This window comes from Nocardia sp. NPDC004722 (assembly GCF_053601505.1).
In genome coordinates, this window is the sequence record NZ_JBSGBY010000198.1 from 1 (window position 1) to 13,008 (window position 13,008).

Sequence of the window (13,008 nt, forward strand, 5' to 3'; positions counted from 1 at the left end):
CCGGGGGTCGTGGCCATGTACCGGGAGTTCTATCCGGATCTGGCGGTGCATGCCTCGGAGAATCTGCCGGGTGTCGTGGATGCGCTCGCGGCCGTGCACAAGGCCGGTGGGCGAGTCCTGGTGATCACCGCCAAGAACGGACCGCACGCCCAACTACACCTCGATCACCTGGGGCTGGAGGTGGACGAGCTCGTCGGCGGGGCCTGGGCCGAGGAGAAGGGCGCGGTGTTGCGGGAGCGTGGGGCCTCGATCTATGTCGGCGACCACCTCGGGGACGTGCGCGCGGCGAAGGTGGCCGACGCGGTATCGGTCGCGGTGACCACCGGACCGTACGCGGCGGAGGAATTGTCGGCGGCCGGGGCAGATGTGGTGCTTGGCGATCTGACGGAGTTCCCCACCTGGCTCGCAGGCCACCTGGGCGGGAACTGACCTTCGTCATCCCGGCGTGTTTTTGGCCGGGATCCACACGGGCGGCGTTGGATTCCGGCCAAGAGCACGCCGGAATGACGGGGTGGGGCTGGCTCACAGCGGGGGCGCGAGGGCCAGGGTGACGGCGTGGGCTGGGTCCAGGGCGGGGATTGAGCTGTCGATGGGTTTGCCGTCGGTGTCTTGGATATGCCAACCATGTAGGGAGACAACGCGGGTGGCTCGGTGGTTGGCGAGGGCCAGTTCGGAGAGGGTGCCCCAGGAGCCGCCGATGGTGATGACGGCGTCGGCGGAGGCGATGAGGATGGCGTTTCGGGCTTCGCCCATGTTCGTGTAGATCACCGCCGAGAGGCCGGGGCAGGCGGTGGCGGGGTCGGTGTCGGGGCGGATGCCGATGACGAGTCCGCCTGCGTGGGAGGCGCCTTCGGCGACGGCGGCCATGACGCCGGTGCCGCCGCCGCAGAGGACGGTCGCTCCGGCGGTGGCGAGGAGGCGACCTACTTCGCGGGCCGCGGCGGTCTCGCGGGCGGTGCAGTCGCGGGGGCCGCAGACGGCTATTTGCAGTGGTGGCAAGGGATTTCCCGTCTCGGATGTAGCGGCGGATGTGGCGGCGTTGGCATCAGGCTGATTCGAATCCTGTCAATGCGAGGTGGACGCGGCTACCTTTTTGCCCACGGTCACGAGTATCAGCATGTTCGAGCCCCGGCTCGCTGATCGGCAACCCTCGCATGGCGGTGGGGTGCCCCGGGTGACGACCAGGCGATGCCGTCGCGGGTATCGCAAGCGCTAGCGGGCCGTGCGTGGCAGTCACGGCCCTGTCCCCATGCCCGGTTGGCGAGCCGGTGCGAAGTAGAGGTTTGCAATGAGCAGGTACTGGTCCCGTGGTTTCGGCCGGGTGGCGGTGGGTGTCGCGGCGGCGGCTCTGGTGGCGGGTCTGGCCTCGGCCTGCTCCAACGACTCGTCCGGAAGTAGTTCGGACACCGTGTATTTCGGGGTTTCGGGTCCGAAGACGGGTGGTTCGGCCGAGTACGGGCGGCTGTGGCAGCAGGGCTTCGATCTGGCGTTGGACGAGATCAATGCCAATGGCGGGATCAATGGCAAGAAGGTCGCGCTGAAATGGGAGGATTCGCAGTCGGATCCGAAGCAGACGGTGCCGATCGCGACCAAGTTCGTGGGCGATCAGTCGATCATCGCCGAGCTGGGTGACTTCTCCTCGCCCGCCTCCATCGCGGCCTCGCCGGTCTACAACCGCGGCAAGCTGGTGCAGTACGGCTTCACCAACTCCTCGGTCGATTTCACCAAGGGCGGCGACTATTCGTGGAGCCCGTCCATCACCTTGGACGTCTTCCAGGAGCGCAATACCGAATGGGTGAAGTCGAAGGCCAAGAAGGTTTCGGTGGTCTACCTCGAAACCGACTGGGGCAAGCAGGCTTTCCAGTTCTTCCAGCAGTCCGCGAAGGAGAAGGGCATCGAGATCGTCTACTCCTCCTCGATTCTGCCGGATTCGCAGGACTTCCGGCCGGTGCTGATCAAGGGCCGCGACGCCAACCCGGACGCGTTCGTGCACCTGGGTTACGGCCCGGACGGCGCGCTGGTGGTCAAGCAGTTGCGTGACGTCGGATTCAACGGTCAGTTCTTCGGCGGTCAGAACACCCCGCAGTTCATCGACCTGGCGGGCAAGGCGGCCGAGGGCGACATCGTCAACGGCGTGTTCACCCCGTCGGATCCGAGCCCGAAGATCCAGGCGTTCACCACCAAGTTCAAGGCCAAGTTCAACACCGATCCGGGCGACTTCAACGTCTACGCCTATGACGCGCTCAATGTGCTGGTCAAGGCCGCCAAGTTCGGCGGCGCGACCCGCGAGGGCGTGCTGAAGGGCCTGCGCGAGGTCAAGGACTTCGACGGAATCGGCTTGGGCACGTTCGCCTTCGACCAGCAGACGCGGCGGCCGAGCGGGGTGAAGCCGATCGAGCTGGTGCTGCAGAACGGCAAGTTCCTGCCGGTCGGAAGCAATAAGTAGATGTTCGACACGCTCATCGCGGGTCTGGTCCACGGCAATGCGTACGCGCTCATCGCCGTGGGCATCACCCTGATCTTCGGGGTCAGCAATGTCATCAACTTCGCGCACGGCTCGATCTTCGCGTTCGGGTCGGTGCTGGGCTGGTGGCTGATCGCCCAGCACGGACTGGCCTGGTGGGCGGCGCTGGTCGTGGTGGTCGTGGCGACAGCGCTGCTCGGCGTCGTCATCGACGTGCTGGCGGTGCGGCCGCTGCGGCGGGCCCCCGCCATCGCCGCGCTGCTGGCGACGGTGGCGGCCGGGCTGATCATCGAGAACGTGGTCGCGCTGGTCTTCGGACCGGATACCCGGCCGTTCCCACAGGTGCTGTCCACCAACAATATTCGCGTCGGCGGGGTCAGGCTCGGCACCTCGGACGTGGTCATGTTCGCCATCACCCTCACGGTGATGGCCGGGCTGTGGGCGTTCCTGCGCTACAGCCGGCACGGCCTGGCCATTCGCGCCACCGCGCAGGATCCCGACGCCGCCGCGCAGATGGGGATCGGCGTGGGGCGGGTGCAGTCGCTGGCCTTCGCCATCGCGTCCGGATTGGGCGGGCTGGCAGGCATTTTCGTCGGCCTCTACAACTCCAACATCTCCCCGACCTCCGGCGGCATCGTCGGCATGACCGGGTTCGTGGCCGCCACCATCGGCGGGCTGGGCTCGATTCCCGGCGCGGTGGTCGGCGGATTCGTGCTGGGGCTGGTGGAGGCGTTCGGCATCTACTGGTTCGGGGACGGGTATCGCGATCTGATCACCTTCGGGCTGCTGGTGATCTTCCTGGTGCTGCGGCCGGGCGGGCTGCTCGCGCGGCCACCCGCCATCGAATCCGAGCCCATGACCGGGACCTTTCTCGGGGCGGGCCGGGAGTGGCGGGTGCGGTGGTGGCATGCGCTGATCGCGTTCGGCATTGCGGGCGTGGGCATTCCGTTCGTCGCCAATGACTACGGCATCTCGGTGGGGACCCAGATCCTGGCCTACGCCATCATCGCGGTGTCCATGACGCTGGTGGCCGGGTCGGCGGGGCAGTTGGCCATCGGGCAGGCCGGGCCGATCGCGATCGGCGCGTATACCTCCGCGGTGCTGACGGTGTCGCACGGGTGGGCGTTCCTGCCCGCCATCGTCGTGGCGGGAATCGTTGCGGCCGTGGTGTCTTCGGTGCTGGCCGCGCCGCTGTGGCGGTTGGGCGGGCACTATGTGGCCATCGCGACCCTGGGCATCGGCATCGTGACGGTCGCGATCATCCGCAACTGGGAGTCGGTGACGCGCGGCAGCTACGGCATCTTCGGAATTCCGGCACCGAAGATCTTCGGGTACGAGTTCACCACGCACACCGATATCTTCCGGCTCGAACTGGTGGTGCTCGCGATCGTGCTCGCGGTGATCATCGGGGTGCAGCGGTCGCGGCTGGGCACCGCCATCCGGGCCATCGGCGCGGACGAGGTGGCCGCGCGTTCGGCGGGCGTGCCGGTGCGCGACTACAAGGCGCTGGCGTTCGCGCTGGCGGCGTTCTTCTCCGGGATCGGCGGTGCGCTGCTGGCGCACCAGTACTCCTACATCGACCCGACCGTGTTCAACCTGCCGATGTCGCTGCTGGTGGTGACCATTCTGGTGCTCGGCGGCACCGCCTCGCCCTACGGCGCGGTGCTGGGCGCGGCCGTGCTGATCGGTGTCCCGGAGGTGCTGCGGCTCGCGCCGTCGTGGCGAATCGTGCTGTACGGGTTGGTGTTGCTGCTGGTGGTGCGGTTCCGGCCGCAGGGAATTCTGGTGAGGAGGGAACGTGTCCGTGACAACGAACGAAGTGCCGACAACGAGCTCAGCCCCGCCACCGTCTGAGGGCGAGGCGGTCCTGCGGGTCACCGGGCTGCGGCGGGCCTTCGGTGGTGTGCAGGCCGTGGACGGCGTCGAATTCTCGATCGCCCCGGGCGAATTCGTCTCTATCATCGGGCCGAACGGGTCCGGCAAGTCGACCACCGTCAATCTGATCTCCGGCGTGCTGAAGCCGGATGCGGGTGAAGTGCGGGTGCGCGGCAAGCGAATTCGTCCCGGACGGCCCGAGGCGGCCGCCGAGGCGGGCATCGCGCGCACCTTCCAGAACGGCCGGGTCTTCGGCAATATGACCGTGCGCGAGAACGTGGACGTGGGTTTGCAGACCACGCTGCGTGCCTCCCGGCCGCTGCGGTCGCTGGCGAATATTCCGGTGCTGCGCTGGATTTCGCTGCTGGCCGAGCTCGGGGTCGCGCTGGTCCCGACCCCGGCCGCCCGTGCCGAGCGGCGTGCGTCCGCGGCCCGCGTCGATGCGCAGCTGGCCCGCTTCCCCGAGCGCCTGGTGCCGCGCGCCGACAACCCGACCTACACGCTGTCCTACGCCAATCGCCGCCGCACCGAGATCGCGCGGGCGCTGGCGCTGGAACCGGACCTGCTGCTGCTGGACGAGCCCGCCGCCGGGATGAACCAGACCGAAACCGCCGAAATCGGCAGGCAGCTGGCGGAATTGAAGGCGCAGGGCCAGACCGTGCTGCTGGTCGAGCACAAGATGGATCTGATCCACGAGCTGTCGGACCGGGTGATCGTGCTGGACGAGGGCCGCATCATCGCGCAGGGCACCCCGGACGAGGTGCTGGAGGACCCGCGCGTGATCGAGGCGTACCTCGGGCGCAGCCGGGCCGGCGGAAAGGTCGAGGTCGATGTCTGAGTTCGACGAGAACGCCACGCCGATCCTCGAATTCGACAATGTGGTGGTGCATTACGGCTCGTCGCGGGCGCTGGACGAGGTGTCGCTGACGGTGCGGCCCGGTGAGATCGTCTCCCTGCTCGGCGGCAATGCCTCCGGCAAGTCGACCACCATGAAAACCGCGCTCGGTCTGCTGAAGCCGACCTCCGGCACGGTCCGCGTCGACGGCGAGGACGTCACCGGCGCCTCCGCGTCGGCGCGCATCCGGGCGGGGCTGGCTTCGGTGCCGGAGGCGCGGCGAGTGTTCCCGGCCATGACCGTGGAGGAGAACCTCTTCGTCGGCGGCTACATCCGCAAGGAGCGGCGCTCGGTGCTGGCGGCGCGGGCGGCCGAACTGTTCGAGCATTTCCCGCGCCTGGCCGAACGCCGTAGCCAGCGGGCGGGCACGCTCTCCGGCGGTGAGCAGCAGATGCTGGCCTTCGGGCGGGCGCTGATGAGCAAGCCTCGCCTGATCTGCATGGACGAGCCCACCATGGGATTGTCGCCGCTGTTCGTGGACCGGGTGCTCGACGAGATCGCGCGGCTCAACCGGGAGCTGGGCCTGGCCATCCTGATCGTGGAACAGCAGGCGGAACTGGCGCTGAGCATCGCGCACACCGCCAACGTGCTGCGCAGCGGCAGGATCGTGCTGCACGGCCCGGCCGCGGAGCTCAGCGGTGACCCGGCCGTACGCGACGCCTACTTGGGAAAGGTGACGATATGACCCCGCAACGCCTCGGATTCTTCACCCGGCTGGTCCGCACCGGCGGCGAGGACGCGGCCACGGTGTACCGGGAGGCCCTCGAACAGATCGAGGCGGCCGAGCGGCTCGGCTTCGACACCGCCTGGGTGGCGCAGCATCACCTGGATCCGGTGGAGGGCGGGTTGCCGTCGCCGTTCGTGTTCCTCGCGCACGCGGCGGCGCGCTTTCCGCGGATTCGCTTCGGCACCGCCATCGTCACGCTCGCCCTGGAGGATCCGATCCGGGTCGCCGAGGACGCGGCCGTGCTGGACACGCTGTCGGGCGGGCGGCTGGAACTCGGGTTCGGCGCGGGCGGGTCGCGGCACGCCTTCGACCTGTTCGGGCTGAGCGGCGCGGATCGGCAGCAGGTCTACGCGGACAAGCTGGCGGCGGTGACCGCCGCACTGGCGGGTACGCCGCTGGTCGTCGATCGCGCGTTGAACCCGCCCGCACCGGGACTGCGAAATCGACTGTGGCAAGCCACCTTCTCCGCCGGTGGCGCGGCCCGCGCCGGACAGGCCGGCGACGGGCTGTTGCTGTCGAAGGCCCAGCCGCGCGACCCGACCGTCCCGCAGGCCACCCTGTGGGAGATCCAGCAGCCGCTGGTCGACGCCTATTTCGACGCGCTACCCGAGGGCAGCACGCCCCGAATCGGCGCGTCCCGAGGCGTTTTCGTCGCCGACGACCATGACGAGGCGGTGGCGCTCGCCGAACAGGGCGCGGCCCGCTTCCTGGATCAACTGGGCCGCAACGGTGGTCCCGAGATCGCGAACTCGGTCGCGGAAGTACTGCGCGACATCTACTACGGCACCCCCGACGAGGTGGCCGAGCAGCTCGCCGCCGACACCGCACTGCGCCACGCCACCGACTTCATCGTCCAGGCCCACCCGGTCGACCCCGGCCACCCCGCCACCCTGCGCTCCATCGAACTCATCGCCACCAAGGTTGCCCCGCAACTGGGTTGGCGCCTCGACGAAAGGATCAACTCGTGACCCAGGCACCCACGGCCGACGTTATCGACGCCGTGCTCGGTGGTACCGCATCGCAGGTGCGGGCATTGCGAGATGCGCGTCCGGCGGTGGTCGAGCACACGCAGGGGGTGTACGCGGCCCTGCTGGACGGTCCGGCCACCGAGAGCGTCGGGCGGGATCGGCTGATCGCGGCGGCGGTCGCCGTGGCCGAGCTGGCGGGCGCGCCGGCCTTGGCGGCGCACTATGCCGGGCTGGGAACCGTTCCGGCCGAGGGAGATCCGGTGCTGGCTGCGATCTTGCGGCATGCGGCGCGGGTGAGCACGGCGCCCGCGTCGATCACGCGCACGGATATCGATGAGCTCGCGGCGGTGGGTTTGTCGGAGCGCGACATCGTGACCGTGGCGCAGCTCATCGGGTTCGTGCACTTCCAGGTTCGGCTGCTGGCCGGGCTCGAATTGATCGGAGCGGAACATGAGTGACGTCAGCGAGGTGCGCAGCGTCGAAATCGCACGGCGGCCTGCGGGATTCACACAGGAGCAGCTGGACTGGGTGCCGTGGGTGGAGCCCATCAAGCTGGCTGAGGCGGACGAGACGCAGCGGCCGCTGCTCGAGGGGGATCGGGGTGTCGGGCCGTACTTCCGGCTACTGGCGCGCAACGCCGAGGTGCTGGCGCATCGCAGTGCCAACGACAAAGAGATCTTCTACGGTCGAGAGGGGTTGACCCGCGCCGAGCGCGAACTCGCGGCGACCGTTACCTCGCGGCACAACGGCTGCGAATACTGCGCCTCCGTTCACTCGCGTTTCACTTCGGCGCTGTCCAAGCGCAGTGACGATGTGCAGCGGTTGCTGGACGACGGCAACTCGGTGCGCATCGACGAAAGGTGGGACGCCGTCATCGATTTCGTGGACGCGCTCGCCGCCACTCCGCCCCGGGCCGACGCGAATCATCTGAAACGCTTGCGGGAACTGGGTTTCGGCGATGCGGAGTTGCACGACCTGGTGCTGTCGACGGCGTCGTTCTCGTGGGCCAATCGCCTCATGCTGACCCTTGGTGAGCCGGAGGTTCCGGTCGGATAGCGCTGTCTAGCGGCCTCTCGAAATAATTCTAGAAAGTTCATGGAAAAGCGTCCGGCCAGTGTGTTCCGTCGGTATCGTCCCGATGGCAAACAGCCAGTGAAAGTGCTGGCAACCTGTCGAAGCGGAGCACCACCATGTCGAATCTCATTTCGGATGTCCTGACGCAGACCATCATCAAGCTGCTGCAGACCGGTTCGTCGACCCTGTCTGCCAAGTAGCCACTCGAGCGCCACTTTTCGGCTACTGCGCGGAAGCCGAATCGATGACGAAGGGCCTGATCTTCGATGAGGGGATCGGGCCCTTTTTCGTGTCCGTCGCAGGTGGCAGTCTCGGTTTCCGGCCGATCGGCACCGCAGCGCCCGCGGGCCCGGATGTCCGCGCGTCGGAGCGACACGCCAAATTAATACTAAAAATCTCCTCGAAAAGTATTCCGTCCAGTTCGCCTGCTCTGTATCGTGATGAACGGCAAACGATCAGTGACTTTCGGGTCAATGAGACATCGGGCCGCGAGTCTTCCCCCGGACGCGCTTCCCGAACCCGGGGCGGTTCCCCTGCCTATATCCACCGTCCCGGGTGCGTCGCATCCCGAAAGTCACTGAGCCAACTTTCGGCTAACGCGCGGTAAGTCGAAGGTTCAAACGAAGGGCCCGATCCATGACGAGGGGATCGGGCCCTTCGGTATTGTCTGGCGCAATGTCACAGGAAACGAACGCGGGAAGAATGTACGCCGGGCAGCCCGTAGAAGACCGGCAGCGGCAGCGTCGTGCGCGTTTTCTGGAGTCCGGGCTCACGGTGTTCGCGCGCGACGGATATGCCAATAGTTCCGTCGGAGCCATCTGCAAGGACGCCGGCCTCTCCTCGAGGCAGTTCTACGAGGAGTTCACCGGACGCGAATCGCTGTTGCTCGAGCTCTACGAGCAGATCGATCGCGAATCCCGGGAAGCCGTGGCGGCCACCATCGCCGAGCACTCCGACGCCAGCGCCATCGACATCATCGACGCCGCCGTCCGCGCCTATATCGAGTCCATCGGGCGCGATCCGCGCAAGGCCCGGGTCGCACTCGTCGAAGTCGTCGGGGCGGGACCCAAGGTGGAGAAGTTCCGCCTGGAACTGCGCCGCGCCTGGGGCGCGCTGCTGGCCAGCGCCGCCGAGGATGCCGCCCTGCACGGTGAAATCCCGCCCGGGGACTACGAAATGCGGGTGCTCGCCATCATCGGCGCGGTCAACTACGTGGTCGACGCCTGGAGCGGTTCGGAACCGCGCCAGCCGCTCGACGATGTGATCCGCGTGCTGCGCCGCGTCATCATGGGCGCGGTCTCCGCCTGACCGCGACACGCCCGATCTCGAACCCGACCGCACCCAGTCCACTTCGCGCCCGTCCGCTCCTCGCGGACGGGCGCTATTTTTGCGGGTAGCGTGCCGATCATGGAGACCGTGCCCATCCAGATGCCCGACGGGTCGACGGTGCCGGTGCGGCTGATTCCGGCGAAAGGCCCGCATCGGCATCCGATTACGGCCGACACGCCGAGGCCGGTGGTCGTTATCGTTCCGGGACTGGGGGTTCCGGGGGAGTACTACTCGCTGTTCGGGAAACCGCTGTCCGACCGGGGATTCGACGTTGCGCTCCTGGAGATCCGCGGCAACGGCGACAGCAAGCCGAAACCCGGCGCACCCACCTCGCACGGCTACCAGGAGCTGGTGGCCGTCGACTTCCCCGCCATGTTCGAAGTGGTGCGGGAACGGTTTCCCGACAGCACGCCGTACCTGCTGGGCCACAGCATGGGCGGGCAGCTGGGCGTCATGTACGCCTCGCGGATTCGCGGCCGGCTGGGCGGGCTCATCCTGGTCGCGTCCGGAACGCCGCATCATCGCGGCTATACGGGCCTGGCGGCGCTCGGCAGCGCCGCACTGTCGCTGACGGCCAATCTCGCCGGATTCTGGCCGGGGGACACCATTACGGCGGGCGGGTTCGGACGCCAGTCGAAGGCGCTCATCGCCGACTGGGCGCGGCTGGCCCGCACCGGCCGATTCCAGCCCGCCGGAGCGGATATCGACTACGAGGAGCGCATCGGGCGGCTGAAGCTGCCGGTCCTGTCCATCACCCTCACCGGGGACGAACTCACCCCGCAGAGTTCGGCGCGGCAACTGCTGGCCAAGCTGCCCGAGGCCGACATCACCCGCTGGCACAACCCGGAACCGCTCGGGCACAACGGGTGGATCAGCGATCCCGCCTCCACCCTCGACTACGTCGAAAAGTGGCTGCGGGACCGCTGATTCGCGCTCGTGCGGATTCCGGCCGGAATGACGCGGCGGGACCTCAGAGCGAACGGGCACGTGGGGCCGTCATCTTCTCCGGGCTCAAGAGCTCGTCGAGTTCGTCCTTGGTCATCGCGCCGCGTTCCAGCACCAGGTCGTAGACGCTGCCGCCGGTCTTCAACGCCTCCTTGGCGATCGCGGCCGAGGCCTCGTAGCCGAGCTTGGGCACCAGCGCGGTGACCAGGCCGATGCTGTGGTTGACCAGTTCCCGGCAGTGCTCGCGATTGGCGGTGATCCCGGTGATGCAGCGGCTGGTCAGGGTGATGGCCGCGTTGCGCAGCATCATGGTGCCCATCATGAGGTCGTAGGCCATGATCGGCTCGGCCATATTGAGTTCCAGCTGACTGGCTTCGGCGGCCATGGTCACCGTCATGTCGTAGCCGATGAGCTGGAAGCAGACCTGCGACACCACCTCCGGGATGACCGGATTCACCTTGCCCGGCATGATCGACGAACCCGGCTGCATGGCAGGCAGATTGATCTCGCCCAACCCGGCGCGCGGTCCGCTCGACAGCAGCCGCAGATCGTTGCAGATCTTCGACAGCTGCACGGCGGCGCGCTTGAGCGTGGCGGAGATGGCCACGAAATCACCGGAGTCCTGGGTCGCCTCGACCAGGTTCTCGGCCTGGCAGATGGGCAGCCCGGTGACCTCGGCCAGCTTGGCGGAGACCAGTTCGGCGTAGCCGGGCGGACTGGTGATGCCGGTGCCGATGGCGGTCGCGCCCATGTTCATGGCGAGCAGGTCGATCGAGATGCGCTCCAGATGGGTGATGGCCTCGCCGACCATGACCGCGTACGCGCCGAACTCCTGGCCCAGTGTCATGGGGACGGCGTCCTGCAGCTGGGTGCGGCCCATCTTGATGACGTCGGAGAACTCGACGGCCTTGGCCTTCAAGGCATTCCGCAGTTCGTCGAGCGCCGCGGTGGCGTCCTTCAGGGAAAGGTAGACGCCGAGCTTCACGGAGGTGGGGTAGACGTCATTGGTCGACTGCGAACAGTTCACGTCGTCATTGGGGTGCAGGTACTGGTATTCGCCCTTGCGGTGCCCCATCAGCTCGAGGCCGCGGTTGGCGATCACCTCGTTGGCGTTCATGTTCGTTGAGGTGCCGGCGCCGCCCTGCACCATGTCCACCATGAAGTCCTGGCGCAGGTTGCCCTCGAGGATCTCGTCGCAGGCGGCGACGATGGCCTGGGATTTCTCCGGGGTGATCGAGCCGAGTTCCGCGTTCGCCAGCGCCGCGGCCTTTTTCACGTAGGCCAGCGCGTGCACCAGGTGCCCGAACTTGCGCAGCTTGATGCCCGAGATCGGGAAGTTCTCCAGTGCGCGCAGCGTCTGCACGCCGTAGTACGCCTCCGACGGCAGTTCCCGGGTACCGAGCGAATCGTGTTCGGTGCGAATGCCGCCCAGCTGCTGCTGTGCGCTGATCGCCTCCGCGAGCTGTTCGGAGACGCTGCGCATGCGGTGCGCGATGAGCTGGGCGAGCCGGGAAACCATGCGGTAGTAGCGATCCGGGTGCAGCACCGACAGCTCCCGCAAGGTGGCGCGGGGGACGGTGAGCACCACCGCGCCCTTGGCGGTGCGGCCGGTGGCGGTGTGGGGTGTGTCGTCGATCAGCGCGATCTCCGAGACCAGGCTGCCGGGGCCGAGCCGGGCGAGTTCGGTCTCGTGGCCGGTCAGCCCCGAAATGATCTGGACTTCGCCCTCGGCCACGATGCCCGCCCATTCACGCGGGGTGGATTCGTGGAAAAGGATCGTGCCCGCCGGGAATTCACGCCGCTCGGCGGTGGCGGTGAAGGCGCGGACGTCGTCCGGATCGAGCCCGGTGGCAGCTGCGGTGGATTTGATGAGCTCGTCCAGTCGACCCACGTCTACTCCTTGCTCGAGTGAGGGGAAATTCAACACTGGCAAACAAAGCGCAATCTTTCCGAATGGTCCGGATATCTTTCAAGTGCGACGCGGTAACAGCATGCCCGAGGCTCACCACCTACTAGCCGATCGGCGGGTCGACGATGGTCAAGATGCTGCTGGAACTGGCGGTACTACTCGCCATCATCATGATCGGATCCCGGGTCGGAGGCATTGGACTCGGCGTCTGGGGTGGCATCGGCGTCTTCGTGCTGGCGCTGGTCTTCGGGGTCGAGCCGACCGTGCCGCCGGTGGACGTGCTGCTCATCATCCTGTCCGTGGTGGTGGCCGCGGCGACCATGGAGGCCGCGGGCGGCGTCGACTACATGGTTCGAATCGCCGAACGGATAATTCGCAGCAATCCCAAACGCATCACGTTCGTCGCACCCCTGGTGACCTACGCGTTCACCGTCGGCGCGGGCACCGGGCACCTGCTCTACCCGCTGCTGCCGGTCATCCACGAAGTGGCGCGGGAGGGCGGAATCCGGCCGGAGCGGCCGATTTCCATCGCCACCATCGCCAATCAGATCGCCATCGTGGCCAGCCCGGTGTCGGCGTCGACGGCCGCGTCGGTGGTGATCTTCGGACCGGACGGCTGGTCCATTGTGAAGATCCTGGCCATCACCATTCCGTCCACGCTCATCGGATCCATGATCGGCGCGCTGTCGGTGATCAAGATGGGCAAGGACCTCGACGACGACCCGGAATATCAGCGGCGACTGGCCGCCGGGGAGATCCCGCCCATCGACCCCACCCACGCCGACCGGGCGCCGCTGCCGCCGCGCGCCTCCTGGTCCGCGG

At 67.5% G+C, this 13,008-nt stretch carries 13 protein-coding genes, 1 pseudogene and 1 riboswitch; of the genes and pseudogenes, 11 read left to right on the forward strand and 3 right to left on the reverse strand.

Translation table 11 applies throughout. The features are described 5' to 3' along the window. On the forward strand, positions 1–429 hold a 429-nt coding region (locus tag ACWELQ_RS20355; RefSeq protein ID WP_452398607.1), incomplete at its 5' end, for an HAD family hydrolase. A gap of 93 nt (positions 430–522) precedes the next feature. Here ACWELQ_RS20355 and ACWELQ_RS20360 read toward each other — a convergent pair. Beyond that, positions 523–999 (reverse strand): SLOG cluster 4 domain-containing protein, encoded by a 477-nt coding sequence (locus ACWELQ_RS20360; RefSeq protein ID WP_452398608.1) that lies wholly within the window; start codon positions 997–999, stop codon positions 523–525. Between the two features lie 102 nt (positions 1,000–1,101). Beyond that, positions 1,102–1,218: riboswitch (SAM riboswitch) on the forward strand. A 70-nt stretch (positions 1,219–1,288) separates the two neighbouring features. Here ACWELQ_RS20360 and ACWELQ_RS20365 point away from each other — a divergent pair. The 9 genes from ACWELQ_RS20365 to ACWELQ_RS20405 all read left to right on the forward strand — a co-directional run bounded on the left by ACWELQ_RS20365 (position 1,289) and on the right by ACWELQ_RS20405 (position 10,259). Further along, complete coding sequence (locus ACWELQ_RS20365; RefSeq protein WP_452398609.1) at positions 1,289–2,446, forward strand: ABC transporter substrate-binding protein; 1,158 nt, start codon at positions 1,289–1,291, stop codon at positions 2,444–2,446. Continuing rightward, positions 2,447–4,318 (forward strand): ABC transporter permease, encoded by a 1,872-nt coding sequence (locus ACWELQ_RS20370; RefSeq protein ID WP_452398610.1) that lies wholly within the window; start codon positions 2,447–2,449, stop codon positions 4,316–4,318. Beyond that, on the forward strand, positions 4,269–5,177 hold the full coding sequence (locus ACWELQ_RS20375; RefSeq protein ID WP_452398611.1) for an ABC transporter ATP-binding protein: 909 nt from the start codon (positions 4,269–4,271) through the stop codon (positions 5,175–5,177). The genes ACWELQ_RS20370 and ACWELQ_RS20375 overlap by 50 nt, the downstream gene beginning before the upstream one ends. Further along, the gene (locus ACWELQ_RS20380; protein WP_452398612.1) at positions 5,170–5,919 is read left to right on the forward strand and encodes an ABC transporter ATP-binding protein; all 750 of its coding nucleotides are present in this window, start codon (positions 5,170–5,172) and stop codon (positions 5,917–5,919) included. Before ACWELQ_RS20375 ends, ACWELQ_RS20380 begins: the two co-directional genes overlap by 8 nt. Next, complete coding sequence (locus tag ACWELQ_RS20385; protein ID WP_452398613.1) at positions 5,916–6,929, forward strand: putative FMN-dependent luciferase-like monooxygenase; 1,014 nt, start codon at positions 5,916–5,918, stop codon at positions 6,927–6,929. The genes ACWELQ_RS20380 and ACWELQ_RS20385 overlap by 4 nt, the downstream gene beginning before the upstream one ends. Then, entirely contained in the window at positions 6,926–7,387 is a 462-nt protein-coding gene (locus tag ACWELQ_RS20390; protein ID WP_452398614.1) for a hypothetical protein, read from the forward strand. The genes ACWELQ_RS20385 and ACWELQ_RS20390 overlap by 4 nt, the downstream gene beginning before the upstream one ends. Continuing rightward, the gene (locus tag ACWELQ_RS20395; protein ID WP_452398615.1) at positions 7,380–7,985 is read left to right on the forward strand and encodes a peroxidase-related enzyme; all 606 of its coding nucleotides are present in this window, start codon (positions 7,380–7,382) and stop codon (positions 7,983–7,985) included. Before ACWELQ_RS20390 ends, ACWELQ_RS20395 begins: the two co-directional genes overlap by 8 nt. A 693-nt stretch (positions 7,986–8,678) precedes the next feature. Then, positions 8,679–9,311 (forward strand): TetR/AcrR family transcriptional regulator, encoded by a 633-nt coding sequence (locus ACWELQ_RS20400; protein WP_235949243.1) that lies wholly within the window; start codon positions 8,679–8,681, stop codon positions 9,309–9,311. Between the two features lie 99 nt (positions 9,312–9,410). After that, positions 9,411–10,259 (forward strand): alpha/beta hydrolase family protein, encoded by an 849-nt coding sequence (locus tag ACWELQ_RS20405; protein ID WP_452398616.1) that lies wholly within the window; start codon positions 9,411–9,413, stop codon positions 10,257–10,259. Between the two features lie 43 nt (positions 10,260–10,302). Here the strand turns inward: ACWELQ_RS20405 and aspA are convergent, their stop codons facing one another. Together aspA and ACWELQ_RS20415 are read right to left on the reverse strand one after the other, a co-directional pair. Beyond that, positions 10,303–11,760, reverse strand: a complete 1,458-nt coding sequence (aspA, locus tag ACWELQ_RS20410) for an aspartate ammonia-lyase (RefSeq protein ID WP_452398618.1) — start codon at positions 11,758–11,760, stop codon at positions 10,303–10,305. Positions 11,761–11,838: 78 nt separating this feature from the next. Then, positions 11,839–12,204, reverse strand: a pseudogene (locus tag ACWELQ_RS20415) (cyclic nucleotide-binding domain-containing protein); the annotation flags it as partial. A gap of 116 nt (positions 12,205–12,320) precedes the next feature. Here ACWELQ_RS20415 and ACWELQ_RS20420 point away from each other — a divergent pair. Further along, positions 12,321–13,008: anaerobic C4-dicarboxylate transporter family protein (locus ACWELQ_RS20420; protein ID WP_452398617.1), on the forward strand; the 688-nt coding region annotated here is incomplete at its 3' end.